Genomic DNA, 25002 nt, shown 5'->3' with positions numbered 1-25002 from the left:
GGGGAGGGGCGCGATCTACTGGCCGTGCTCGAAATCGAACAGCTTAACACCCAGCGGGAGGTGCTGGACCCCGGCGTTCCGCGCCGCCCGGTATCGCGCGGGCCGCGCGCTGCTGCTGAAATGGTCCTATTCACTCGGGCTGTAACCGGGCAACGCTCACTGCTTCCCCACGCTGTTGCGGCCGGCAATTTCCTGCAGGCGCGCGTCCATGGAGTCGGCCGGCATCCAGTCGCCGCCTGCCATCACACCCGCCAGGTCTCGCAGTCTGGAGAGGTCCTCCACCGGGTTGCCGTCGACCAGCAGCAGGTCGGCGCGGGCGCCCCCGGTTACCGTTCCGAAGCGGTCTTCCTGTCCAAAATACGCTCCCACCGTCCTCGTGCCCGAGACCAGGATTTCATAGTTGCTCATGCCGGCTTCCGACATGAGTGGCATCTCGCGGTGGATGGAAAATCCGGGTACGCTGTAGATCTGCGGGGCGTCGGTACCCGAGCAGCACGGGCACCCCCGCCTCGTGAAGGGCGCCGAGCAGGCGCAGCCGGTTCTCAGCCTGCACAGCGGCCGTTTCGGGATTCGGCATTGGACCTATATCGGAGATCCAGTTTTCCCAGCCGTCAATCACCTGCTGCGGCATGTACTTCACCTCCTCGTACGGCGCGCATGGCCTCCCAGTCCGCCGCCCCGATGATGCTCTCCCAGAGGGCCATGGTGGGTACCACCCAGGCTCCCGATTCCAGGGAGAGGTCCACGGCCCTTTGAATCTGCTCGTCGGTGGCCGGACGCTCCATGGCCCCCATGAATTCCAGGTAACCGTCCAGGTGGTCCACCGTCTGCTGGCCGGCCTGAAGTGCGTGCTCCAGTCCCACCTCATTGGGGATGTGTCCCCCGTATGGCATGCCGAGGCGATTGGCGGTAAGCGCCATGGAATCGTACTCGGCTGCGGTGAGTCCCTCGTGCACCTTCAGCAGGTACCAGCCCTCTTCGCGCTGCTCGCGCACGCGCTGCGCCGCGTGGGCAGGGGAGTTCACGGCGTTGCCGTTGAAGGCAGGTCCCGCCAGGAAAGGTGCGGACCGGTTACCACCCCGCTGTCTACCGCCGCCTTGAGATCCAGCTGTCCAGGCGAGCCCAGCATGCCGCGCACCGTGGTCACTCCGCCGGTGAGGTAGAGGTAGAGCATATCCTCGGCGTACTGGCCGGGGCTGGCGCCGCTGCCCTGCACCTGCGGGATGTGGCCGTGCATTTCGGCCAGGCCCGGCATCAGGTACTTGCCGGCGGCGTCGATGCGCGTGGCGCCCGCCGGGACGTTCACTTCCCGATCCGGGCCCACCTGTGCCCAGACGGCCCTGGTGCACAACAACGGTATGACCGCTGAGCACCGCGTCGCGGTCCATGGGCAGCACATTCGCCGATTCGAAGGCGGTCACGGGTCCTCGTACTGCGGCGCCTGCGAGCAGGCCGCGGGCAGCAGGAGCGCCAGGGAGAGCAGGGCCATCAGCCCGAGACGGCCGGCAGGTAATTCCAGGGGAGGATTGAACGAGAAGATGTCAGGGACGGTATGCGGGTTCTTATGATAAAAAAGTGCCTGGGTTGGGACGCCGAACGCATGATAATAAATCGCCCCTTCAGATACAGCGTTTTGGGTCAGCTGTAAACTATCTGACAAAAGTTTTGCAATGTCATGCAGGACGGCCGTAAATTAAGACTAAAGACTCTTAAAACTTTAATAACGATCTCATGCTGCTGTCCAAGTCTTGCGTTTACGGTTTGCGGGCCGGGCTCTACATGGCCTCCAACGACCATGGGCAGTATATCTCCATCAAGGAAATGAGTGACAAGCTGGACATCTCCTTCCACTTTCTGACCAAGATTCTGCAGCAGCTCAACGGTGCCGGACTGGTGGAGTCGCACAAGGGCCCCAACGGAGGGGTCAAGCTCATTAAGACGGGGGAGGAGGTAACCCTTTTTGACATCGTGGTGGCCATTGACGGCGAGGAGCTGTTCACGGAATGCGCCCTGGGCCTTCCGGGGTGCCGTACGCAGAAACCCTGTCCCCGGCACGAAAACGGGGCCGGCACCCGCGACGGCTGCTCCGGGCCATGCTGGAAAACACCAACCTGGTGGAACTGGCCGAAAAGGGAAGGGTGATGAACCTGCGTATCACGCATGACGGCGACTTCGACTGGGAACGACAGATTCAGCACCTCGCTATTTCAAGATAAAAGACTCTTAATAACTCGAATGACGATCACTTAGAACCAGACCTCTAAAACCTGCGCTTATACGTCATGAAAACACTCAAGAAATTATCAGGATGGATGGTCGTGACGGCCCTGCTCCTGGGCGGCTGCAGCAGCGGCTCCACGGAGAGTGGCGAGAACGACGCCTCGTCGGCGCGCCGAGTCCACCGACCTCCGGAGTCTCTCGGAATCCGAAATGGAACACGGCATCGGGCCCGTGGACGAAGTGGTCACGCTCGAATCCCTCGATCCCGATATGGCGGCAGGCAGGGGGCCCAGGTTCTCAAGACCGAGTGCTCGGCCTGCCACAGAATGGATGAACGCTATGTGGGACCCGCCCTGGGTAACATCTCCGAGACGCGCTCGCCCACCTATGTGATGAACACCGGTTCTCAACCCGCAAGAAGCGGTCAAGGACCACCCGGGAGCCAAGAAGATGCTTTCGCGATCTCCTGACGCCCATGCCCAATCAGAGACCTGACGCAGGAACAGGCGAGGGCCATTGTCGCATACCTCCGCCGACCCCAACGCAAAGAGCTCGACGAAGAGGAGAGCTGACTTTAGACAACCACCAACCCTCACAAACGAAACCATCATTATGAACACTTCCGATCCTCAACAAGCCACGGATATTGCCGCTGGCGGCCCTCTGCCCGCTGGTCCTGGGCGCAAGGCTCCAGCCAGGAGCTGGGCTCGCGACGCCGAGCGCTGCCACGGAAACCGGTCGTAGCCCCCGGTGAATACGACGAATTCTACGGATTCATGTCTGGCGGCTACAGCGGACAGCTCAGCGTCTACGGCATCCCCTCGGGACGCCATATCTACACCATCCCTGTCTTCCTCATGCCGGCCACCAACGGCTACGGCTACAACGAGGAGACCAAGGCGATGCTGGAGACCTCCTGACCGGTTCCGCGCCCCTGGGGCGACGCTCACCACCCCGAGCTGTCCCAGACCCCATGGTGTGCCTGACGGGCGCTACATTTTCATCAACGAAAACAACACGCCCCGTGTGGCCAAGATCGATCTGAACAGCTTCCAGACCACCAGAAATCATCGAGATTCCCAACTCCGGCGGCAACCATGCCTCGGCCCTTCGTAACCCAGAGCACCGAGTATATCTCGGCCGCCACGCCTTTCATGCGTGCCCATGGGCGACGACGGGGAACGGGACGTGGCCATTGACTCCTACGCCGAGAAATTTCCAGGGTACGCTCTCCTTCATCAAGATGCAGGATGACGGTTCCACGCCGCCTGGACTTCCAGATCCTGGTGCCCGGATTCGACTACGACCTCTCCCACGCGGGCAAAGGTCCCCTCGCACGGCTGGTCCTTCTTTACCAGCTACAACAGCGAGCAGGCCCACACCCTGCTGGAAGTGAATGCCTCGCGCAACGACAAGGATTATATCGCCGCGGTCAACTGGGCCAAGGCGGCCGAGTATGCCGCGCAGGGCGAAGGCGAGATGGTGCCCGCCGACTACGTGCGCAACTACATCGACTCCGACCACATCGCCAAGACCAAGCGCTACGACCAGGTGCGCGTACTCGATCCCACCGAGCTCCGGGCATGATCTGCTCCTGCCCACGCCCAAATCCCCCCACGGGGTGGACGTTTCGCCGGACGGGGAGCTTATTGTGGCCGGCGGCAAGCTTTCCACGGTGCATCCCGGTGCACTCCTTCAGCAAGATGATCGAGGCCATCGAGACGAGGACTGCGAGGGTGAGGAAGAGGGCATTCCGGTGCTGCGCTACGACGCCACAGTGGCCGGCTGAGGTGCAGAACCCCGGCCTGGGTCCCCTCCAGCACACGGAGTTCGACGGGCGCGGAAACGCCTATACCACGGCATTCATCTCCTTCGGAAATCGTGAAGTGGAGCCTGGATTCCTTCGAGGTGCTCTGACCGCATCGATCCTGCTCTCCGGGTCACCTTATGATTCCCGGCGGGGACAGCCGCAAGCCCTGGGCAAATACATGGTGGCTCTCAACAAGATCACCAAGGACCGCTATCTGCCCACGGGTCCGGAGCTCTTCCACTCGGCCCAACCTCATAGATATTTCGGGCGACAAGATGCGCCTGCTGCTGGACTTCCCCACCGAGGGCGAGCCGCACTACGCGCAGGGCATACCGGCCGACCTGATCATGGACGACGACATGGTCCGCATTCTACCCGCTGGAAGACAATCACAACCCGCACGCCATCACCAGCGAGGATGAGGCACGGGTAGAGCGCGACGGGGACGAGGTGCACATCTACATGTCCACCATTCGTACCCACTTCGTCCCGCGATAACATCGAGGGCATTAGGATGGGTGACACGGTCTACTTCCATGTCACCAACCTGGAACAGGATTGGGATGTGCCGCACGGTTTCACTGTCCGCGGGGCCAACACCTCCGAGCTCCTGATCATGCCGGGTGAGACCCGGACCCTGGTCTGGACGCCCGACCGCGTGGGTGTAGCGCCCTTCTACTGCACGGACTTCTGTTCGGCACTCCGACCAGGAGATGCAGGGATACATCAGGGTTTCACCTGCCGGCTCCGACGTGCCGATCAGCTTCGGCACCGGCGAATAGTCTGACTCTCAATCCATCGTGGCGGGGCGTGTGACAGCTCCCCGCTACCTATCGCCGGACGGAGCGGCTCAGCCGCCCCCGGCCGGCACCAAACGGAATGCAATACCCGGACGCCGGGCGAGAAACACAAACGATTGAGATAAGCCATGAAAAAGAAAAACAGAATAGCAATGGCGGTTGCGGCCCTGCTGCTGGCAGGTGTGTTCGTATTCCCCATCTGGAGCATAAATCTTGACGCCCCCCAGTATCCCGAGGGCATTGGCCTCAATATCCGCGTGAACACCATTGAGGGCAAGGCCCCGCAGGACCTGCAGAACATCAATGGCCTGAACCACTATATCGGCATGCAGGGGATCCACCCCGACTCCATCCCGGAGCTCAAGATCATGCCCCGCTTTTCGCGGCGCCTGATTCTCACGGGCCTGCTGATCGCCTATTGGGGCAACCGGAAATGGCTGGCCGTGTGGCTGGTCTTCTTCGTGCTGCTGCGCGCTGGCGGGCCTGGCACGACTTCTGGCTGTGGGAGTATCGACTTACGGGCACAACCTGAGTCCCGACGCCGCCATCAAGGTGCCGGGCATGACCTACCAGCCCCGCTGATCGGCACCAAGCAGCTGCTGAACATGCGCACCACCTCCATGCCGCACATCGGCTTTTTCCTGGCCATGTGTTCCATGGGCCTGGCCGCGCTGGTCTGGTGGCGCGAGCGGCCGTCAAAGAATGCATCATGACAAAAAAAGAGGAATCAACCATGAATGGATGGAGAAAAACTAACCGCGACACTGGCGCTGGCTCTTCTGATGGCCGCCTGCGGCGGGGGACCAGCAGAAATTCACTACGGCTCCGACGCAGGCGCCCACTGCAAAATGATGATCGCAGATCCCGCTTTTGCCTCCCAGATGGTCGCGCACCACGGGGCAAGGCCGTCAAGTTCGACGCCATTGAATGCATGGGGCGACTACCGCTCGGAGCACCCGCAGCGAGGCCGCTATGGCGCATCCTTCTGGGTGAGCGATTTCAATGAGCCGGGCAGCTGGCTGTCGCTGACCGAGGCGGTGCTGATACGCAGCGATGAGATACCGGAGTTCCTCGTGGGCGCCGCCGCCGTGGCCGTACGCATCGCAGCAGGCTGCAGAGCGTCATCTCGAAGAATACCCGGGCGAACGCATCGAATGGGAGCGTGTCTCCCGTTGAGCAGCATTTGGAGTCAAGGCACTGAAAAATAGATGGATTGCGTATCATGAACACACCAGGGATCATATTTCCGGGGCCCGCGGGCCGCGGGCCTCTGCTGTCGGCGGCTCTGCCGTGGCTGGCCGCCGCCAGGGCTTCCGGCGGACGCTGCCGGACAGCCGTCCTTCCTCGCCAGTGTCGCCCCTGCGCACCTGCACCGTCTCACCGGGCGGTGAAATTTCCTCCCTGCAAGAGGCCGTGGACCGGGCCGATTCCGGCGACACCGTCGTATTGCGGGAGGGAACCTATTCCGAGCGCGGGAACCTCCTTGATCGACAAGACGCTTACCATCCGCGGCGAAGGCCGGGCGGTGGTGGACGCCGGGGGCGAGGGTTCCGTGCTGATCGTCCACGCCGACCATGTGACCATTCGCGACCTGGAGGTGCGCGGTTCGGGCGTGAGTTTTATGGACGACAATGCCGGGATCCTGGTAGAGGAATCCGCCGGCATTCGGCTCGAGAACCTTGTGCTGAGCCAAAATTTCTTCGGCATCAACCTCGCGCAGGTCGGACGGCGGCACGATTAGAAACAACATCTCACCGCCGCGGGAGAGCGGGAGACCAATGTCGGGCAACGGCATCCGCCTCTGGTACAGCAGAAACATCGATATCGCGGACAACCGGGTGGAGGGACACCGTGACTGGCATCTGATCTCCCAGTTTTGCGCGCGGAAGCGCGCCTCACCGGCAACCACGGCGAGGGCAACCTGCGCTACGGACTGCACTTCATGTTCTTCCAACAACTGCACTTTCACCGGAAATACGTTCCAAGAATGACGGCGCAGGCGTGGCTGCGATGTTCACCGACCACGTGGAGCTGACAGACAACCGCTTTCTGGACAGGACTGGGGATCGGCCGCCTACGGGCTGCTGATGAAGGAGATCCGCTCCAGCACCGTCACCGGCAACCTGTTCGCCGACAACTCCATCGGCCTCTACATGGAGGCCTCCAGCCGCAACCGCGTGAAAAGAAACGACTTTCGAAGCAACGGCTGGGGCGTTGAAGGTGATGGCCAATTCCATGGACAACCAGTTTGTGGAGAACAACTTCATGGCCAACACCTTCGAGGGTGGCCACCAACAGCCGGCAGAATTTCAACATTTTCAACCGCAACTACTGGAGTCACTATTCGGGCTACGACCTGGACCGCGACGGCGTGGGCGACGTGCCCCACCGTCCCGTACGGCTTTTCTCCATTCTTATTGAGAAGCAGCCGGAAATCCTTGTCCTCATGCGCAGCATGCTGATCGGCATCCTCGATACGGCCGAGCGCATCATGCCCGTACTAACCCCTGAGAATCTCCAGGACAAAAAACCCCTGATGGAGAGGATACAATGATTACCATCGATGGATTGAGCAAATCATTCGGGGAGCTGAAGGTGCTGGACCGCGTGGACCTGCGTATGCCGCAGGGAAGCTGCACCGGCATGCGTCGGCCCCAACGGCATCGGCACGACCACCTCATCAAGCACCTGGCCGGGACCGGCACGACCCGACGGGGGACATCGAGATTGACGGGCGTCACCCCGAACGGGTCATGCGAGACTACCGGCGCCTCCTGGGGCTGCATGCCCCGGCAGGCTCGATATCCCGAAAGCACCGACGTTGCGGGAGATGATGGACTTCGTCGTCCGCATACGCGGCGAGGAAGCGGTTTACGCCCGGGAGCTGATTGCACTCTTCGAACTGGACAAGGAGATGGACAAGCCCCTGAGGGTGCTGTCCGGAGGTACGAAGCAGAAAGCCGGCGCCCTGGTGGCGCTCATGTTCGATCCGCCCGTCTTGATACTGGACGAGCCCACAGCCGGCCTGGATCCGCGCTCCAGCTTTCGCTTCAAGCAGTGGATCCGCCGGGAAAAGGAGCGGGGCAAAACCATCCTGCTCACCACCCACATCATGAGCGAAATAGAGGAGTTGTCCGACCGCATCGTGCTGCTGGTGGAGGGTCGGGTCCGCGTGACGAGAGGACCCGAGGACCCGTTCGTACGGCGAACAACGAGCACGGCGGCGCTGGAAGGGGCTGAGGCTGGAGCTGTCTCGACCAGGCCGCTGCATGAAGACCGTGGGCCGTCCGCCAGGATTACCGATGGAAGGAACCGCTCGCGCGGCACCTCGGATGGTATGGCTCCTGCGCTTCTCGCTCGCGCTGTGCTGTACCGACGCGCTTATACGTTTCGGCGGGGGCGGCGTGAAGGCGCTGCTGAGCCTGTCAAATATTATGCTCCTCTTCGTGCCCCTGGTAAGCCTCATTTATGGGGTGCTTTACCTGTACCAGTCACGGGAGTTTGTGGAGATGCTGCTTGCCCAGCCCATGGACCGCCGCCGCATCTTTGCGGGCGTCTACGGGGGACTCGCCCTGCCGCTTTGCCTGGCCTTTCTGCTGGGCGTGGGCGCGCCCCTGTTGTATACGGGCGCCTGGACAGGCGCCAGCGCGGGCGGCATGGTTACCGTGCTTGGACTGGGCGTGGTGCTCACGCTGATATTCACGGGCATTGGCTTCCTGTTCGGGCTCCGGTACTACGATGACCGGGTGAAGGGATTCGGTTTCGCTCTGATCAGCTGGCTGCTGCTGGCCGTACTCTACGACGGACTCATCCTGGCGGTGGTCAGCTCCTTCAGCCAATACCCGCTCGAGAAGGTCGTGATCGGCCTGTCGGTGCTCAACCCCATCGACCTGGCCCGGATCGGGGTGCTGCTGGAGTTCGACTTCTCCGCGCTCATGGGCTACACCGGTGCGGTGTTCAACCGCTTTTTCGGAGGCTCGCTGGGCATGGTGATCTCCTCCGCCTGCCTGGCCCTCTGGATGGGTGGTTCCGGTATGGCGCGGACTCAGGCTGTTCGAGCGAAAGGATTCTAGAAGAAACCGCCGTCCCCATGGATGACCTCATTCGTAAATACAACGTAACGGGTCGCCGTTACACCTCCTACCCCACCGCGGTGCAATTCCGGGAGGGTGGGGAGCGGGCGTACGCCGAACTTGCGTGCTCTCTGGAGGACCGGAACCGGCGCAGCCGCCCGCTTTCCCTCTACGTTCACGTCCCGTTCTGCTTCTCCCTATGCTGGTACTGCGCCTGCACCAAAATTATCACCAGGGACCGCGGCCGGGGAGACCATTACATGGATTACCTGGAGAAGGAGATGGACCTGCTGTCCGGGCGCCTGAATCCGGGCGCTCCCCTGCAGCAGCTTCATTTCGGGGGAGGCACCCCCACCTTCCTGGAGCCCGCGCAGCTTCTGCGCCTGGGGGACGCCCTGCGTGAACGATTCCAGTTTACAGGACAAACCGAATTCAGCGTGGAGATTGACCCCCGGCGCTGCACCCGGGCACACGTGCAGGCCCTGGCCGCCATCGGCTGCAACCGCGCCTCCCTGGGCGTGCAGGACACCAATCCCGAAGTGCAGAAGGCCATCCACCGCGTACAGCCCACCGAGCAGGTGGAACGCGTCTGCCGCTGGCTGCGGGAGGAGGGCATCCGATCGATAAACTTCGACCTGATATACGGGCTGCCCCGTCAGAGCCGTCAGACCTTCGGGAAAACCCTGGAGGAGGTGACCGACCTGGGGCCTGACCGACTGGCTGTCTACAGCTATGCGCACCTGCCTTCTCGTGTGCCCGCGCAGCGCCTGCTGGAGCGTGAGGACCTTCCCTCGGCCGACGAAAAGATTGCCATGCTGCGGCTGGCCATTGACCACCTGGACCGGGAGGGGTACCGGTTCATCGGCATGGACCACTTTGCACGGGAGGGAGACGAGCTGGTGGAGGCGATGGCCTCCGGCGATCTGCACAGGAATTTCCAGGGCTACAGCACCCGGTCGGGGGCCGATCTCTACGCCCTGGGCATGTCGGGCATCTCCGGGGCCGGAGGCTGGTACTGGCAGAACGCCAAGGAACTGGGCGACTATTACAGGGAACTCGACCGGGAAGGCTGCCCGTCGCCAAATACGCCCGCCTGGACCGCGATGACGAAATACGCCGCATGGTCATCGGCCGCATCATGTGCCGCATGGGTGTTGACTTTGCCGAAGTCGAGCGGTGCTGGGGTATCGACATGAACGACTATTTCGCGAGGGAGCTGGACCGGCTGGGGGAACTGGAGCAGGACGGGCTTCTTCGCCTGCATGACGACCGAATATCTATCAACGAAACGGGGCGGCTTTTCCTGCGGAACATTGCCATGTGCTTTGACCGGTACCTGCACCGCGCCGGGGACCGCCCCAAATACGCAAAATCCCAATATTCAAAAACCGTATGACCATGAACCAGGAACTTACCCATCGAACCATAGGAGAGATTGTCGCCGAAGATTACCGCGCCGCGGGCGCCTTTAAGAAATTCGGACTGGATTTCTGCTGCGGGGGAAAACGCACTGTGGCCGAAGCCTGCACCAAGAAGGGCGTGGACGTACAGGAACTGCAGCAGGAGCTGCGTTCCGTCCTCCGGCGTGCCGGAGGAGAGGCCGACTATGCCTCCTGGCCTGCCGACCTGCTGGTGGAGTACATTGTCAGCATGCATCACCGGTTCGTGCGGGACAAGCTGCCCGAAATCGAATCCTACGCGCGAAAAGTGGCCAAGGTGCACGGCCGCAGCTATCCGGCTCTCAAAGAGATGCTGGAGGTGTTCCTGCAGCTGCGGGACGAGATGACTGATCACCTTGACAAAGAGGAGCTTCTGCTGTTTCCTTATATCAGGCACCTGGTGGAGGCCGATTCGAAAGGCCGGGCGCCTGAATCCGGGCTGGACGAAGGCACTCCCGCACAGGCCGTGGCCATGCTGGAATCCGAGCACGAAGAGGCCGGCCGGCTGATGGCAAGGCTGGAAGAGCTGAGTGACGGTTTTACGCCGCCTGAGGATGCCTGTCCCACTTTCCGGGTCTATTTCCAGAACCTGGAGGGTTTCCGAGACGATCTTCACAAGCACGTGCATCTGGAAAACAACATACTGTTTCCCCGGGCCTGGAGCTACATGAACGTCTGGCCGGCTGAAGCCCGGCTACCTGCCCGGGCAATGGGATCAACCGACGAGGACGATGAGAAAGGACCAATGGTTATGGCAGGGTTCCCTGTTCTGCTTCGTGCTGGCGGGGGCCACGGGCCTGTTTTTCCGTGCGGGCATGGTGTCCCCGCTCCCCGGGGAACTCAGCCTGGATAACCTCCGCCACGCTCATTCCCACCTGATGTTCTTCGGGTGGGCTGTCCCCTTCCCATGTACCTTCTCTGGAAGAGCATGGCCCGCCTGCTCCCCGAACAGTCGCGCCTTATTAGCCGGCTCCGGGCCTGCATCGGCTGGGGACTGGGACTCGGCCTGCTTTCCTGGCTTTTTTCCTGCTTTACGGCTACCGGCCGGTTTCTCTGGGCGGTATCTCCCTGCCCCTCTCCGTCATGATCAGCGGGGCCGTGATGGTCAGTTGGTATGCCTTTATGGCCATCTGGTGGAAACTGCGCCTGCGGCCGGGCAACCGGCCGGGCCTGCTGTTCATGGACTCCGCGCTGCTCCTGTTGCTGGTCAGCAGCCTGGGCGCCTGGGGGGTGGCCCTGGCCCAGAACCTGGCGCCGGGCACGCCCCTGCTGGGCATGGCCCTGACCCATTTCTTCCTGGCCTGTTTTGCAGAGGGCTGGGTGGTGCTGGCCGCGCTGGCCATGCTTGCCGAGACGGCAGACCTGCGCGCGTGGACCGGCCGGGGGGCGTTTGCGCTGCCGGTGACGGCCATTGTGCTGGGTGCCCCTCTTACCTTTATCTACGGCATATCGGAGGATCTGCTCTCCCCACTCATGCTGGTGATCGGGCGCCTGGGAGGGGTGGCGGCCGGCGTGGGACTGCTGGTTCTCTGCTACGGTTTCTGGAAGCATAAAAGCCGGCTGGGGGGACTGCTTCTGTGGCCGCTGGCCCTCCTGGCGCTCAAGGGTTTCATGCAGGTTGCTGCTTCGGTGGTTCCCGGTGACTTCCTGCTCTCCAGTCATGCGCTTCGCATTTTCTATCTGCATGTATTGCTGCTGGGCGCTTTACGCTGGCGGGCGCTGCCGGACTTGCACCTGCTCCGTCAGGTGCCGTACCGGTCGTGATTATCTGCTCGCGGGCAGCGTGGTCGCGGTGCTGCTGTCTCCTGCTGCTTACCCCGGCCGTACCGGCGGGGTGGACCGGCATGTGGGCCTTCTGGACGCTTGCGGCCGCAGCCGCCCTGCCCGTGCTGGCCATGACCTGGATGTGGGCCGTCCTGGCGCGTTCGGCCCCCGTGGAAGGAATAGATTCGGTCGTCGAACCATCCGGAAAGGATGACCGCTGATTCATGCCTCGTATCACCCGGCTTTTTATCAAGTCCGGCCTCGTCTGGTTTCTGCTTTCCCTGGCCGCGGGCCTTCTGTCCGCCCTCGACCCGGCGGGACTGCCGGCGCTCATGCCGCTTTTCTGGCATATGCTCACCGTGGGATGGATCACCCAGATTATCATGGGCGTCTCCGTCTGGATGTTTCCCGGGCGGACGCGGGAGGAGGGATTCCGTGCCCAGCCCAAACCCTGGCTGGCCTTCCTGGCGCTAAACGTCGGACTCATGCTCCGGGTGGGGGCCGAACCTTTCGCGGCGGGCCGGCCTGACGAGGCGGCTGCCGTCGTCCTGGGCCTTTCCGGGCCCTTCTGCAGTTTTCCGGGGCCGGGGCCTATCTGCTGGAGATCTGGCCCCGGGTGCAGTCCAAGGAGAAGCGGCGACGGCAGCGTAGAAAGGAGCGGGAGCGCAGGCGGGCGAAAGGGAAGCGGCAACCCCTCTGGTCGAAATAAACCCGCAAGCTAGATGCCTCTTGTGAGCCGCATCATGATCCGATCCTCCCTCGCCTGCCTGCTGACGGCCACGGGCATGGGAGGGCTGCTGCTGGTGCACAAGGCCTGGCCGCTGCATGACGGACTCTGGCATCTGCTGCCCCTGCACATCGAGCTGGCCCTTCCCGGCTGGGTGGTCCAGTTCACCCTCGGCACGGCTTACTGGATGCTGCCCCGCCACCTGGAGGGTCCCCCCGAGGAAATCCCGTCGCGGCCCTGGGCCGATGGCCCTGCTGCTGAACGGGGGCATCGCCCTGGTGCTGGCCTACCACCTGGCGGGTTCCGGCTGGATGCAGCTTGCGGGCCGGGGCATGGAGGCGGCTGCGGTGGTTCTTTTTGCAAAACTGCACTGGAAGCGCGTGGTCAGCTACGCAGCCTCGTAGGCGTTGGTGTGGATACGCTACTAGTAATCGGAGACGCCAGTATCGAACAGGACCTGCCACCTTCCGGTATCGTCCTTTTCCACAAGGTAAGGTATTGCCCGGTGTCTCTCTTGCCTGCATCTACCGGACACATCCTCCAGCAACCGGTAACTGCCCGTGGTCAGGCCTAGCGATCCGCCGGAGTATACTACCGACTGCTCGGGCTCCCATTCCAGGTGCAGGCCGGGCGTATTCCACAGGGAGGAGTCCAGCCGGGCGACCTTGTCTCGTCCTTTGATAAAGGCACTCCCGAATACGGGCATGCGTACCACATCCCGGCTCATCATGGAAAGCCACCCCTCCAGTCCCTGCTTCCGGCTGGTCTCCTGGAAGGTTCGGTCCGCTTCCATCAACTCCTCCTCCTCCCACCGCGCGATCTCATCGGTGTCAGCCTGTCTTCGATAAGGGAGACACCCGCTCGCTATAAGCCAGAGAATCACAACACCCGCGATTTTTGATCGATTGTTTCAGGCCTGTGATGCGGGTGTACATTTTCATGTGATCTGGTTGTTAAGGGGAAAGGAAATGGGGCATGTCAGGGAGTACACGCTCAGTTAATGGTCCGTATTTACCTACGCCCTGGTATCCTGGAGGTCACGGAAAAGTGCAGGCGAATGGTTTGACCTTCTCTTATCACCTCCACAACCACCTTTTGGCCGGGAAATTTTTCCAGCTCTTCCTTCCACTCCCGTACGTTCCAACTGACGGCGTTTGCTGTTCACAGAACGGATGGGTGTTTGCGTTTTTAAAACCGGCATGCTCGGAAGGTGAATTTTTGTCAATTTGGTTGACGGTGAACGGGTTCTTCCCGGGCGTGAATCCCACGCCGGTGTATATCCATTCGGAAGGGCGGCCGAAACGCCTGTTGGGACGGAGCCATATGCGGTTGCTGTTCAAGTCCAGCCAAATTTCGGAATTGGCTCAGCAGGCCTAGTCCCACCAGGCCATCCCATGGGGGGTTAAAATCGGCTCCCGATCTTTCCCTGGCCAGGGTTACCACCAGGGAGTCCAGGTTGAATTTTCCCACGGAGAGGCGAGGCAGCCGGCCCGCCCTACTTTCCAGGCTACCCAGGCCGCTTCTCCCTCCGTTGTAATGGTGGGATGCAAGCGACAGGAGATCGGGGGAGTCCGTGTGGAACGTGGTGAATTGCTATGGTCCCGCCCATTCTGAAATCCAGGAGAAACCGACCTTGGGACAATCTCTTCCCGGCGCGGTAAGTGAGGGTGACCGTAGGACGCCGGCGAACCCATGTTATGGAAAGCGGCACCGCCCCCGGTGGAGGATCAAAGTCCATGTGTGGATGCAGCTGGAAGCGTTTTCCGGGGAAGTCAAAGGCAAGCACGAAATCCGAGAATGACATTGATGCCCAGGAGACCGTCGACATGACGGCCCAGGGAAGAGGCCATCATCGAATCGAGGGGAATGGCCGGCGTCAGGCTATAGCCGTAGATTTTCCCTCCCGCCTCAAGGCTGATATTTCTTGCAAATTGCACCAAGGCGCTCCCGGGGGCCGGGCTCCCCCGGCTCTTACCGGTCCACCGTAACCGGCTTCTTCTCCTCCGATTCGGTGGATGTCGTGGGAACGGGCGAATTTAGAATCAAGCATGATGTCTTGAATCGGGTCGAAGAGCAGGTTCGCCTCCCGGCCGTTAATCAATACGGGCACATGTAGATGGTGAACAAAATCAAAGGGGGAGAACCTGCGCCCCGCGGATTTCCTGATTCTGCTGGCAGGAGGCCTGGGATACGGCAAGGGTAAGCAGTACCAGGAGGGCAAGGCTGTTACGATGGATATTCATGTGCGGCGGGGATGTACCATGCAGGATGTGCTCTACGATAAGCAAATCGGTAGAAAGTAGGCGTCTCCAGCGTATGAGACCTCACATTTGCGGAGTGAATGAGTCTAAATGCGAGGTCGGCCCTTCTGCGGCTTCGCCGGGGAATGGGCGCCCTGCTGCGATCGAGCTACTTCCAGTCGATGCTCTTTTGCTCAGCCATCGCGGGGCTCCGGGACTTGTAGTTTCAGAATGCGGAAATCATCTTGGGGATCTGCAGGACGTTCCAGGCAGAGCACCGTGCCGGGCTCCCCGGTCAGCGTGCAGTTTCCCACATAGGTATTCAGCGGATGGCTGGAGACCAGCCTGCCCTCCCAGTCGAAGATGAACAGGTGGTTGGCGAAGTCGGCGGCTCCCTGCCTGCGCTGCCGGCCCGAATAGAGCCCGTAGATAAACCGGGCGTCGGCCATGACGTGGACGTAGGAGAGGCGTGTGTTGTTGTCCTGCGCCATATAGGGCTGGCCGGAAGGTGTGTAGGCCAGGACCAGGCCCGGTTCCGAGGTTCTCTCGGGATGGGCGACCTCGCGCAGAAGTTCTCCTTCGGCCGAGTAGATGTCAATCTGGTCCGTGAACCGGTAGGCGAAAGCCAGCCGGCCGTCCAGCGGATGGGCCGCCCACCCGGGCCAGGGCGGCGTTGTGCTGAACGTTGACCGGGGCCCTGGGCATGACTCCCGAAATGGCGCCGGAACGCTGTATGACGCGCCCGGTGCTGTCGGAAACGAGGTAGCGGGTTTCGTCGGCGAAGATGCCGGTAACGATGAACTCCTTGCGCGACAGGCGTGCTTCGAGGTTGAGGGGCATGCCGAAACTTCCGTCCAGGTTGACCGTCAGCTCAGGCTCCACACGGGAAAAGTCAGTCGACACCTGGTCGGCATCGTAGCACGATATGCGCCGTAGATTGAGGTCGTAGATGCAGAAGAGCGGACACCCGGGCTCGCCCATGATGAGCCAGGGACTCAGGAACTCCGCGGGCCCCCTGCCGTTACGCCCGAATCCGCCCAGGTACTGCATGTCCGATTCGTGCGAGAGGGCTACCTGCCGGTCGGGGTTGCCGTCGGTCAGCACGATGTATCCCCGGACATACCGGATCATGGAGGGATTGTCAGATGACTTCCTGGTCCAGCACCCACTCCCCGGCAGGGGTGAGAGGCTGTACCGGAACGGCGGGTTCCTGGCCGAGGAGGTCTCCGGCCCAGAGCAGCGCCAGCAGGAGGGCGCCGGAAGTGCGTCGAAGGAAGCGTGTTCGGGTATTCATAGCGTTGCCAGATGAATGTTGGTGGTTGCGGGACCTGGTTATTCGGTGTGGTCGCCCGGGTTGCCGGGGCGGAGTGCATCGCCTGCCGGGAGGTATGGCGTAGTAGCCCGGGAATTTCAGCTCCTCCGAGAAGAAGCACAGGCTGTTCTCGCTGGGCAGCAGGTGGCGGCTTCATCGGTCCGGGTCCAGGTACTCGCTGCCCCTGCTCTCGGGGAGAAGGAAGGGGCAGGCTGTCAGGATTAGAAGAATAAGGGCCAGTCGGAATCGGATTCGGGAGGTCATGGCAGGAGGTTGATTGGTTGAATGGAGGTGCCGGCTACCAGGGGTTGACACCGGGGCACGGGCCGCCTTCCACGTAGACCAGCGGGTAGGATGGACAGTTTTGCATTTCGGTCACTGCGTAGGCATTGTTCCGTATGTGGCAGTTTACAATGCACAAGGCTTCGGCCTGTGGACAGCAATATCCCTCGTGGGCCAAGGAGCTCTCCCCTCTCAGGCTGGATGGATTCCAGAAGAGGATCACGAACGCGCTGGCGGCAATTAGGGAAGTGAGGGCAATACGGTAGGAATGGGCTGGTGATTTCATGGTCGGAAGGCTGATGTTCAGGTTTCGTCGTCGGGCGGGTCAACTCACGGGCGGACAGGGGATGTTCGGCATCATGGCGTAGCGGTGCTGTATCATGTGTGGGGGGATGACACAGAGGCTGGAGTCACTCTTGCAGCAGGTCCCGCTGCTGGAAGGCGCCTCGCGAAATGATAGCCAATCCGCAGGGCTGCCGAACAGCGCTATGGGACCGAATAGGAGGACGGCTAGCACCCTTAATAACCTGCTTCGTTTCTTGCGGGTCATGAGAAAGTACCGTGGGTTTTCAGGGTGAGGAGAAGGGACTCTGACTAGTGGTTGCCGTCAGGGTCAGGTAGTGGGATCGGTCCCCAGACGGGGGGACAAGGATCAGCCCGGTGGCAAGGCATAGAAGTTGTGCACGGCCAGCGGCGGAATGACGCAGATGGCTCCCTGCTGGCTGCAGCAGGTTCCGATTTCTGCTCTGGCATCGTTGAATGCGGGTGCCCCGCTGTTGCGGTCGGCCAGTAAAAATGGACTGAGTGCGAGAATGGTGCAGATACAGAGGATCCGGAAAATATAAACGGCTTTCATGATGAAACCTCTCGATTTGACGGTGGGCGTTTGTGTGTTTTCTATAATTAGATTAGCATCGACGACTTAACGAATCAAATAAGTTTAATTCAAAATTGTTTTTCTAATATTTGTAAAAAACTTATTCCCTATATTGTTGTTAAAACAGGCAGTTAAATACTATTCGTACATAATCTAATACACTTAATATTGAATACTATTGGATGAAAGATGGTTGTATGCCTTTTCGGCTGGGTTGGGTAAATTCTGTGCGCGAAGGGGAATGCCTCGTGGGCGATTGCAGCCGATGTCGTATACAGAAGGGCAGGCACATAAAAAAAGCCGGGACTATGGTCGGTCCCGGCTTTTGTGGTGGTGGAGGAGGAGCTGTTGGAAAATGAGTACGCCCGGGAGGATTCGAAAACCAACCTCCGTCGTAAAATTTACACGTGATATTTCTGTGCGGGGAAATGGGCCGTGAATTTGCACTTCATGTAGTACTATTTGTAGTACTGAAGGTAACTGTGGGATAAGCTTTCCCGAAAACTTTATCCAATGAGCTGTTGCTTGGAGACAAAAACCAGTCGAAAAGTAACTATACCATAGTTCCCAAAGGTTGTTTAAAGAAATATTTTTCACTAGAGATTGATTTATCAGCTATATCCATACTTTTACTTAAATAAGTTAGAGGATATACAATAAAAGCATAGCTGTTTAAGAGAGTATATTATGCAAATAAAAACTTTATTAGTTTTTTCGTGATAACCCCATCCCGATGTGTATTTACGATCCGGACGATTACTCCATAAAGGATGTCAATCAGTCGATGGTTGAGCTATGCGGTATTCAAGCGACTCCAACGTCTCCCCTCACCTTATTTGACCTGTGCCCTAGGAAGAAGTTCCCAAACTGAAAAAACACCTGGCCCAGATGGATAATGAAATGGTCAGTGATGAAGGGCTGTGGAAACATCAAAAAAAGACCGGCGAATTTACATATGCGTATGTCATCACCAATCCGGTGACCGTCTGAGGGCGCTGTACCTATCAGTTGGCCATGTTTAAAGATCTTACGGGGGAGCTGAACACCCAGCTAAGCAATAGATATACCCTTCAAGCAGAGCATGGGAGGGATGATGCTGACAACTTCCAACGGGGGAATCCTGCAGGCGAACTACGCGGCCTGTGACATGTTGGGCATGACCGAGAAGGAGATCACGAAGCGGGGGCGCGAGGGCATTGTAGCCAAGGATGAAAAATCAGAAAAGGCATTAAAAGAACGGGCAGAAACGGGAAGTTACGCTGGTGAGCTTACCTTTTATTCATAAAGAAGGCCAAAAGATACCCGTTGAAGTAACGTCGACGGCGTTTAAGAATTATGCCGGTGAAAGCGATCATGCTTAATATTTCGAGATAATCAGCGATCGAAAAGAACAGGAACAAGACCTGCGGGATGAAAAAGAATTTACAAAAGTATTACTTAGCAGTTTGCCCGGGGTCTTTTATGTGTTAGACCAAGAGGGAACGGTGGTACAGACGAATGAGCATACGGCGAACGTCCTTAAGGGGGACCTGTCTCGGAAAAATAGAAGGGCTAGCCCGCTGTAGAACTTCGTCGCATGAAGCCGACAAAGAGAAAGCTGCCGGAGGAAATTCAACACGTACTTAAGGAGGGATATGGCTCGTTTGAGATGACCAGCAGATACAGCCGGCGGTAACACGGCCACGTATACCATTAATGCAGAAAGGCTGGAATCAAGATAACCAAACTAATATTGGTCGGTATTCGGAGTGGATATCACGAAGCAAATCGGTAGCTTCCAGGAGCAGCTGAGCACGTTGCTCGAACAAGGAGCAAGACCCAACGCAAGAAAGCCGAAGGCGATCGAGACAAGCTTAAGAAGATGTTTGAAAAAAGCCCCGACTCCTAAATGTCTGTTGAGAAGGGCGAGAAATGAAATTTGTTATTGCTAACAAAGCGTACCGGGAAGTGGCAGGGCAAGAGGATATTATAGGAAGTGCGTGTTGATGAGGTTATACCCGAAGCCGAAGGTCAGGGCTATATCGATAGACTGAAAACAAGCAGCACGACACGGGAGAGCCGTATTTTGGCCGTAGCGAGCGGATATTTATTGATAAGGGCAACGAGGACGCACAACAAGAATAACACATCTAATTTGATTGTATGAACCACTCTTTAATGATAAAGGGGACGTCTATGGAGTTTCTGTGGAAGCGATGGATTTTAGTGAACAGATTGCCTCCCAAGAACAGTTGAAGGAATCCCTCAAAGAAAAGGAAACGCTCCTGGCCGAAATCCATCACCGGGTAAAAAATAACTTAGCCATTATTACGAGCATGATGGAGTTGCAGGTCATGAATACTGGTAATAGTAAGTTGCAGGATTTGCTTAGAACTGCTCAGCAGCGAATACAGACCATAGCTACCATTCATGAATTGTTGTACAGTTCAGAAAGCCTTTCTCATTTAAACTTTGGGGAAAATATAACCCGGCTGGTTCGAAGCCTTGAGGAAATGTATGACAGGGATAAACAAATTACTATTACCGTAGAGGCGGATCCGGTTTCCATGAATATTAACCAGGCCATTCCGTGTGCGCTACTGGTTAACGAGGTTGTTACCAATGCCTATAAACACGCCTTTAAAAATCGGGAGGAGGGCGAAATTGAGGTTAAACTGCATGAGAATGACAAAAAGGTAATAGTGGAAGTTCGAGATAATGGCGTAGGATTACCTGATGATTTCATGCAAGAGACTTCTTCATCCATTGGAATGACCTTAATTAAACACTAAAAAACATTGGAGAGAGTTTTTTTAACAAGGACCTTTGTTACCTTTAAAAGCCGATGAAAGGATTGGAACGGTTTAATCAAAATTATTCAAAATAAGGTTTTCTGTAGAAGGTTATGAACAGATTACAATATTGATAGAATTATAAAAATATAGAAGGCCGTTATTTGTTACCCAAATGTTACCGAATTTGCCGGGAGGATTCGAACCCAACCCTGGTCCGTAGCCAGACGCTCTATCCAGTTGAGCTACGGGCGCAATCGGAAGCCTCAAAGATACGCAGCTCTCTGCTGCTTGGCAAACCCGGGCCACTTTTTTCAACCCCTCATCCTATCTTTTTCTCGATTCAGTCCCAAACAGAAAAAGCTACTTTGCCCGTATTCCTGTTTTGTTTTAACGACTCATTCCCAACCAACGGACACGCATATTATGAAGAAGTACTACCTGCTTATTTTCTGTGCGTGTCTGCTTCTCTCCTCCGCCGATGCCTTCGCCCAACGGGGCGGCAACGGGGAAGGCGAGGCGGCGGACACGACGGACACATTTACGGAACTGACAGAAGGTACCACCCACCGGCCCGGTTACATCGACACTTACGCCAAGGACGGACATCTCTACCTGGCCATTCCCAAGGATATGCTGGGACGGGGTTCTCTGATGAATTTCGAGATCGCCGAGGGCATCGGCTCCAGCGGCCTCTACGGGGGCACCATGCTCAACTATTTCCGAGGGCCATCTCGTAGCCTTCGAAAAACACGAGGGCAAGATTTTCTTTATGCAGAAGCCACACCGACACAAGGCCGAACCCGATACTCCCGAGGCCCTTGCGGTGCGACCCTGGCCTACAGCCCGTCGGGCGCTCGAGACCGCTGAGATCGCGGCCACCGATGACGATTCGGTGATGCTGATCGATGCCTACAGCTGGTTCGTGTCGGACATGTCCAATATCAGCCAGCGTGTGCAGGGCGCGGCCGGCGGCCGCGTGCAGGTAGACCCATCCCGGAGCTACATGAAATCGGTGAAGGGTTTTCCTGGAGAACGCCGCCATCACCGCGTCCCTTACCTTCGGCAACCGGAACATCCCGGCGGTCCGCGCACGGTGCCCGACACACGCTATATCCCCGTCTCCATCCACTACGATCTGGCCAAGCTCCCCGAGCAGCCGATGGAACCTCGGATGGGGGATGACCGCACCGGCTTTTTCCTGACGGTGCACAAGGATTTCACCACGGAGGACAAAACCTTCTTCAAGCGTTATGTGAACCGCTGGCGGCTGGAGTGCGACGGCGCGCCCGGATCCGACGGACTCTGTACTCCGAAGGAGCCCATCATCTACTACATCGACCACACGGTACCCGAGGAATTTCGGGAGGCCATGATGGAGGGGGTGCAAGCCCTGGTCCTGATGCCTATGAGGCTGCCGGTTTCCGCAACGCCGTGCAGTCTGAAATGCTGCCCGAAGGCGTGGATCCGGCGGACATCCGCTACGCCACCCTGCGCTGGAGCACTTCCGACCAGCCGGGTTACGGTGCCATCGGTCCCTCCATCGTCGATCCCCGCACCCGGGAGATCATGGACGCCGACATTCTCTTCGAAGCCGACGTGATCCTGGGTGACAAGGCGGATTACCGTGAAATGGTTGAGCCCCGCAATGCCATCGACGAAATCTACAACCGCTCCGAAGAGGAGCTTGCGTTGATGGAGCAGGGCGTGAAGACCAAGGCCTTCTTTGCCGAGCTGCATACCCAGCTTGACATGGCCCGCGGCATCATGGTGGCCCGCGGCGTCATCGAGCCGGGCTCGCCGGTTCCCAAGGAATTCCTCGACCAGGCCATCCGCTGGGTGACCACATGCGCGAGGTGGGGCACACGCTGGGAGCTGAGCGCACAACTTCCGCTCCTCCATCGACACGCCGCTTGAGCAGCTCTACGACGAGGAGTTTACGGCGCAGAACGGGGTCTTCAGTTCCGCCATGGAGTATCCCGACGGCGGAAGCGCGAATCCCGAAGGCGAAGGCACGGGCGGGCACGACTGGGAACCCAGGGCGTCGGATCCTGCCGGGCCGCTGGGTCGTCAGCTACGGCTATACGCCGCAGCAGGCCGACGCCAGCCGATCGACGCCCGTAATTCGGCCTTCCCCGGTCACGCCTACGGGACCGATACCGGCGGGACTCGATCCCGCACGCGCACCTACGACCTGAGCAACGACCCTCTGGCCTGGGGCCGGCAGCGAGCCGATATGCTTCGCGACCTGATTTCCCGGGTGCCGGAAATTGCGCTTGCCGACAACATGCCCTATTACGAGGCCACGGACCTCTTCCAGTCCTATTTCTTCCAATACGCCCGCGCGCTGGCGCCCACCGTCAAGTACATCGGAGGCCAGCACCAGTACCGAGATCATGTGGGCGACCCGCAGGGCCGCATGCCCTTTGTGCCGGTTCCCCGGGAGGATCAGGTGGAGGCGCTGGATATGATCATCGAATACGCCTTCCGGCCGGGCGCCCTGGACGTCCCGCAGGAGGTCTTCCAGCAGTTCGGCGCCAACCGCTGGAGCCACTGGGGCAACAGCTCCTCCCTATGGGGACGTGTCGACTACCCACTGCACCAGACCATGCTGGGTATCCAGCAGTCGGTGCTCAGCCAGCTCCTTGACGGCGAACGCCTCTCCCGCATCCGTGACACGGAGGCCAAGTTCGGTGCAGAGAACACGGTGACCATCCCTGAGCTGATGGGGCGCCTGACGGGCGCCATCTGGCAGGAGATTTGGAGTGCACCGGGGCAGAACATCGTCAGCAACCGGCGCGACCTGCAGCGCGCCTATCTGGAGTCGATGATCAGCATTGTCACCGAAGCCGACGACGAGATGCCGGCCGACGCCATTTCGGTGGCCCGCATGCAGCTCAAGAACCTCTCCTCGCGGCTGGCCTCACGCCTGTCGCCGCCCACCTTCGAGTTCGACGACTATACGCGCGCCCATCTCGAGGAGGCGAAGGCACGCATAGACAAGGCCCTGGAGGCGGGACTGACCCTGCAGAACTGACGCCGGGAAACCGACCGGCAGCCTGAACATTTCAAAGGGGGCTCCGCGCAGGCGGGGTCCCCTTTACTATTTGCAGTTCATGCGCAGGGTACCCAGCACCTGCTGGAAATCGCCGGGCAAATCGGAGTGGAATTCCATGAATTCGCCGGTGCGGGGATGGTCGAAACCCAGCGTCTTGGCGTGCAGGCACTGCCGCTCCATGCCGGCCAGCAGATTGTTGAACATGGCCTTGCGGCTTCCGGTATTGGGTCCGTAGCGTACCGAGTCGCCCCCGTACTGCCGGTCGCCGAAAACCCACATATGCATGTGCGCGAAATGCACCCGTATCTGGTGGGTGCGCCCGGTCTCCAGCTGCACCTGCACCAGCGTCAGGTGATCGAAGTGCTCCAGCACCTCGTAGTGGGTGACGGCGTGCTTGCCCTTGCCGGCCGGCACCACTGCCATTCTCTTGCGGTTCCTCGGGTCGCGCCCGATGTTCCCTTCGATGGTGCCCTTCTCCTGTTCCGGCCGCCCCCATACGATCGCCCAGTAGGTGCGTTCGATCTCCTTGGTGCGGAAATACTCACTCAGCGTGCGGTGGCTCTCGTCGTTCTTGGCCACCACGAGGATGCCGCTGGTGTCCTTGTCCAGCCGGTGTACGATGCCAGGGCGGATGGTGTCGGTGTCGGGCTCCGAGAGCTCGTCGGCATGCCAGAGGAGACCGTTCACCAGGGTGCCGGTCCAGTTGCCATAGGCGGGATGCACCACCATGTCGGCGGGCTTGTTCACCAGAATGATATGGTCGTCCTCGTAGATGATATCCAGCTCCATCTTTTCCGGCGTGGCCTCCGGGGGAGGGGACTTGGGGATGGAGATGTCGATGATGTCGCCCGCCTTCAAATTGTATGAAGACTTCTCCTGCTTGCCGTTGACCAGCACATGTCCCTCCTCGATGGCCTCCTGTACCTTGGTGCGCGAGGCGTTCTCCACGAAGCCCGTGATGTACTTGTCCAGGCGCTCTCCCGCACGATATCCCTCGGGGACTTCAAAGTGGTAGTCGGTGGTTTTGGTATTCTTCTGCTTGTCGGACACGTCTAAGCGGTTGTTGAATAGTCGGTTAGGCAGAGCGCCTCATGATAGGGAAAAATTTTGTAAGGATCGGCTCCCGCGACGGTCTTACCTGTGACTGTTCATTAAGAGAGACCTGCAGGGCGCACGATTTTACCACAGGAGAGGAAACGGCCTGTCCCGTTCCGGCTTTGCCGGGAGGGCGGGCCGTTTTTATTTTCGCGCCCATTTGAACCTCAGCCCTCAAAGGCGGATATTTCCTTTTGAACCGGGCGCCAGCCAACGAAACACCTCCCCATGATCCAGTCCCTCTACATCAAAGACTATGCGCTCATCGACGAACTGGAGGTGCAGTTCAGTGAGGGGCTCAATATTCTTACCGGGCAGACCGGGGCGGGGAAGTCCATCATTATCGGCGCCTTGAATATGATCCTGGGCGAGCGGGCCGACACCGACGTCATCCGCCAGGGCACCTCCAAGGCCATCGCCGAGGGCATTCTTCATGTGGAGGAGGACCCGGAGCTGAAAGACCTCCTGGAGGAAAACGCCGTGGAATTTCGCCGGGAGATGATCCTGCGCCGGGAGATTCGCGACTGCCGGCAG

General features: G+C 59.3%; 33 protein-coding genes and 2 pseudogenes. 26 read left to right on the top strand and 9 right to left on the bottom strand.

All coding sequences use genetic code 11. The features are described 5' to 3' along the window. Window positions 1-156 precede the first annotated feature (156 nt). The 3 genes from U5K31_06905 to U5K31_06895 all read right to left on the bottom strand — a co-directional run bounded on the left by U5K31_06905 (window position 157) and on the right by U5K31_06895 (window position 1351). The gene (locus U5K31_06905; protein ID MDZ7772450.1) at window positions 157-432 is read right to left on the bottom strand and encodes a hypothetical protein; all 276 of its coding nucleotides are present in this window, start codon (window positions 430-432) and stop codon (window positions 157-159) included. Between the two features lie 179 nt (window positions 433-611). Next, window positions 612-1025, bottom strand: coding sequence for a hypothetical protein (locus tag U5K31_06900; GenBank protein MDZ7772449.1), 414 nt, complete (start codon window positions 1023-1025; stop codon window positions 612-614). After that, window positions 1022-1351 (bottom strand): hypothetical protein, encoded by a 330-nt coding sequence (locus tag U5K31_06895; protein ID MDZ7772448.1) that lies wholly within the window; start codon window positions 1349-1351, stop codon window positions 1022-1024. The genes U5K31_06900 and U5K31_06895 overlap by 4 nt, the downstream gene beginning before the upstream one ends. A 380-nt stretch (window positions 1352-1731) precedes the next feature. Here U5K31_06895 and U5K31_06890 point away from each other — a divergent pair, with 380 nt between their 5' ends. The 19 genes and pseudogenes from U5K31_06890 to U5K31_06800 all read left to right on the top strand — a co-directional run bounded on the left by U5K31_06890 (window position 1732) and on the right by U5K31_06800 (window position 13237). Further along, window positions 1732-2142: an Rrf2 family transcriptional regulator gene (locus U5K31_06890; GenBank protein ID MDZ7772447.1), complete on the top strand. Its 411-nt coding sequence runs from the start codon at window positions 1732-1734 to the stop codon at window positions 2140-2142. An 854-nt stretch (window positions 2143-2996) separates the two neighbouring features. Continuing rightward, on the top strand, window positions 2997-3140 hold the full coding sequence (locus tag U5K31_06885) for a hypothetical protein (GenBank protein MDZ7772446.1): 144 nt from the start codon (window positions 2997-2999) through the stop codon (window positions 3138-3140). A gap of 472 nt (window positions 3141-3612) precedes the next feature. Continuing rightward, window positions 3613-3807: a hypothetical protein gene (locus U5K31_06880; GenBank protein ID MDZ7772445.1), complete on the top strand. Its 195-nt coding sequence runs from the start codon at window positions 3613-3615 to the stop codon at window positions 3805-3807. Window positions 3808-3841: 34 nt separating this feature from the next. Continuing rightward, the gene (locus U5K31_06875) at window positions 3842-4009 is read left to right on the top strand and encodes a hypothetical protein (protein MDZ7772444.1); all 168 of its coding nucleotides are present in this window, start codon (window positions 3842-3844) and stop codon (window positions 4007-4009) included. Window positions 4010-4164: 155 nt separating this feature from the next. After that, window positions 4165-4452, top strand: a pseudogene (locus U5K31_06870) (hypothetical protein). A gap of 92 nt (window positions 4453-4544) precedes the next feature. After that, window positions 4545-4817 carry a hypothetical protein gene (locus tag U5K31_06865; protein ID MDZ7772443.1) on the top strand — a complete coding sequence of 91 codons (273 nt, stop codon included), beginning with the start codon at window positions 4545-4547 and terminating at the stop codon, window positions 4815-4817. 141 nt (window positions 4818-4958) lie between these two features. Then, window positions 4959-5543: a hypothetical protein gene (locus U5K31_06860; protein ID MDZ7772442.1), complete on the top strand. Its 585-nt coding sequence runs from the start codon at window positions 4959-4961 to the stop codon at window positions 5541-5543. A gap of 24 nt (window positions 5544-5567) precedes the next feature. Continuing rightward, the gene (locus U5K31_06855) at window positions 5568-6038 is read left to right on the top strand and encodes a hypothetical protein (GenBank protein ID MDZ7772441.1); all 471 of its coding nucleotides are present in this window, start codon (window positions 5568-5570) and stop codon (window positions 6036-6038) included. A gap of 275 nt (window positions 6039-6313) precedes the next feature. Further along, entirely contained in the window at window positions 6314-6571 is a 258-nt protein-coding gene (locus U5K31_06850; GenBank protein ID MDZ7772440.1) for a hypothetical protein, read from the top strand. A 543-nt stretch (window positions 6572-7114) separates the two neighbouring features. Further along, complete coding sequence (locus U5K31_06845) at window positions 7115-7384, top strand: hypothetical protein (protein MDZ7772439.1); 270 nt, start codon at window positions 7115-7117, stop codon at window positions 7382-7384. 778 nt (window positions 7385-8162) lie between these two features. Next, a complete protein-coding gene (locus tag U5K31_06840; GenBank protein ID MDZ7772438.1) occupies window positions 8163-8903 on the top strand; it encodes a hypothetical protein in 741 nt (246 codons plus the stop codon). 17 nt (window positions 8904-8920) lie between these two features. Then, window positions 8921-10099, top strand: a complete 1179-nt coding sequence (gene hemN / locus U5K31_06835; GenBank protein ID MDZ7772437.1) for an oxygen-independent coproporphyrinogen III oxidase — start codon at window positions 8921-8923, stop codon at window positions 10097-10099. Next, a complete protein-coding gene (locus tag U5K31_06830; GenBank protein MDZ7772436.1) occupies window positions 10024-10299 on the top strand; it encodes a hypothetical protein in 276 nt (91 codons plus the stop codon). The genes hemN and U5K31_06830 overlap by 76 nt, the downstream gene beginning before the upstream one ends. Before the next feature lie 2 nt (window positions 10300-10301). Then, on the top strand, window positions 10302-11195 hold the full coding sequence (gene ric / locus U5K31_06825; GenBank protein MDZ7772435.1) for an iron-sulfur cluster repair di-iron protein: 894 nt from the start codon (window positions 10302-10304) through the stop codon (window positions 11193-11195). A gap of 54 nt (window positions 11196-11249) precedes the next feature. Continuing rightward, on the top strand, window positions 11250-11429 hold the full coding sequence (locus U5K31_06820; protein MDZ7772434.1) for a hypothetical protein: 180 nt from the start codon (window positions 11250-11252) through the stop codon (window positions 11427-11429). Then, complete coding sequence (locus U5K31_06815) at window positions 11426-12106, top strand: hypothetical protein (protein MDZ7772433.1); 681 nt, start codon at window positions 11426-11428, stop codon at window positions 12104-12106. Before U5K31_06820 ends, U5K31_06815 begins: the two co-directional genes overlap by 4 nt. Beyond that, window positions 12103-12327: a hypothetical protein gene (locus U5K31_06810; GenBank protein ID MDZ7772432.1), complete on the top strand. Its 225-nt coding sequence runs from the start codon at window positions 12103-12105 to the stop codon at window positions 12325-12327. Before U5K31_06815 ends, U5K31_06810 begins: the two co-directional genes overlap by 4 nt. Window positions 12328-12330: 3 nt before the next feature. Beyond that, entirely contained in the window at window positions 12331-12828 is a 498-nt protein-coding gene (locus tag U5K31_06805) for a hypothetical protein (GenBank protein MDZ7772431.1), read from the top strand. Window positions 12829-13078: 250 nt separating this feature from the next. Further along, on the top strand, window positions 13079-13237 hold the full coding sequence (locus U5K31_06800) for a hypothetical protein (protein MDZ7772430.1): 159 nt from the start codon (window positions 13079-13081) through the stop codon (window positions 13235-13237). 20 nt (window positions 13238-13257) lie between these two features. Here the strand turns inward: U5K31_06800 and U5K31_06795 are convergent, their stop codons facing one another. The 5 genes from U5K31_06795 to U5K31_06775 form a co-directional block, all read right to left on the bottom strand. After that, on the bottom strand, window positions 13258-13626 hold the full coding sequence (locus tag U5K31_06795) for a hypothetical protein (GenBank protein MDZ7772429.1): 369 nt from the start codon (window positions 13624-13626) through the stop codon (window positions 13258-13260). A 1641-nt stretch (window positions 13627-15267) separates the two neighbouring features. Continuing rightward, window positions 15268-15564, bottom strand: a complete 297-nt coding sequence (locus tag U5K31_06790; GenBank protein MDZ7772428.1) for a hypothetical protein — start codon at window positions 15562-15564, stop codon at window positions 15268-15270. 103 nt (window positions 15565-15667) lie between these two features. After that, entirely contained in the window at window positions 15668-16204 is a 537-nt protein-coding gene (locus tag U5K31_06785; protein MDZ7772427.1) for a hypothetical protein, read from the bottom strand. A gap of 10 nt (window positions 16205-16214) precedes the next feature. Next, window positions 16215-16367: a hypothetical protein gene (locus tag U5K31_06780; GenBank protein MDZ7772426.1), complete on the bottom strand. Its 153-nt coding sequence runs from the start codon at window positions 16365-16367 to the stop codon at window positions 16215-16217. 952 nt (window positions 16368-17319) lie between these two features. Continuing rightward, window positions 17320-17523 carry a hypothetical protein gene (locus U5K31_06775; protein ID MDZ7772425.1) on the bottom strand — a complete coding sequence of 68 codons (204 nt, stop codon included), beginning with the start codon at window positions 17521-17523 and terminating at the stop codon, window positions 17320-17322. A 1102-nt stretch (window positions 17524-18625) separates the two neighbouring features. Between U5K31_06775 and U5K31_06770 the strand changes: the two genes are divergently transcribed. From U5K31_06770 to U5K31_06745, 6 genes are all read left to right on the top strand, one after another. Next, the gene (locus tag U5K31_06770; protein ID MDZ7772424.1) at window positions 18626-18829 is read left to right on the top strand and encodes a PAS domain-containing protein; all 204 of its coding nucleotides are present in this window, start codon (window positions 18626-18628) and stop codon (window positions 18827-18829) included. 853 nt (window positions 18830-19682) lie between these two features. Continuing rightward, the gene (locus U5K31_06765) at window positions 19683-20315 is read left to right on the top strand and encodes a sensor histidine kinase (protein MDZ7772423.1); all 633 of its coding nucleotides are present in this window, start codon (window positions 19683-19685) and stop codon (window positions 20313-20315) included. 426 nt (window positions 20316-20741) lie between these two features. Continuing rightward, window positions 20742-21185, top strand: a complete 444-nt coding sequence (locus U5K31_06760) for a DUF5118 domain-containing protein (GenBank protein ID MDZ7772422.1) — start codon at window positions 20742-20744, stop codon at window positions 21183-21185. Next, window positions 21088-21918: a DUF5117 domain-containing protein gene (locus U5K31_06755; GenBank protein ID MDZ7772421.1), complete on the top strand. Its 831-nt coding sequence runs from the start codon at window positions 21088-21090 to the stop codon at window positions 21916-21918. The genes U5K31_06760 and U5K31_06755 overlap by 98 nt, the downstream gene beginning before the upstream one ends. Further along, on the top strand, window positions 21885-22232 hold the full coding sequence (locus U5K31_06750) for a hypothetical protein (GenBank protein ID MDZ7772420.1): 348 nt from the start codon (window positions 21885-21887) through the stop codon (window positions 22230-22232). The genes U5K31_06755 and U5K31_06750 overlap by 34 nt, the downstream gene beginning before the upstream one ends. A 52-nt stretch (window positions 22233-22284) precedes the next feature. Beyond that, on the top strand, window positions 22285-23352 hold the full coding sequence (locus tag U5K31_06745) for a zinc-dependent metalloprotease (protein MDZ7772419.1): 1068 nt from the start codon (window positions 22285-22287) through the stop codon (window positions 23350-23352). Between the two features lie 66 nt (window positions 23353-23418). Here U5K31_06745 and U5K31_06740 read toward each other — a convergent pair whose 3' ends face one another. Next, entirely contained in the window at window positions 23419-24423 is a 1005-nt protein-coding gene (locus tag U5K31_06740) for an RluA family pseudouridine synthase (GenBank protein MDZ7772418.1), read from the bottom strand. A gap of 273 nt (window positions 24424-24696) precedes the next feature. On the opposite strand from U5K31_06740, the pseudogene U5K31_06735 reads away from it, so the two are divergent. Continuing rightward, window positions 24697-24804 (top strand): annotated as a pseudogene (locus tag U5K31_06735) (AAA family ATPase). Window positions 24805-25002: the final 198 nt, after the last annotated feature.

The organism is Balneolaceae bacterium (genome assembly GCA_034521445.1).
In the GTDB taxonomy this organism is placed as follows: Bacteria; Bacteroidota; Rhodothermia; order Balneolales; family Balneolaceae; genus JAXHMM01.
This window is presented reverse-complemented; position numbering and strand designations above follow the sequence as displayed.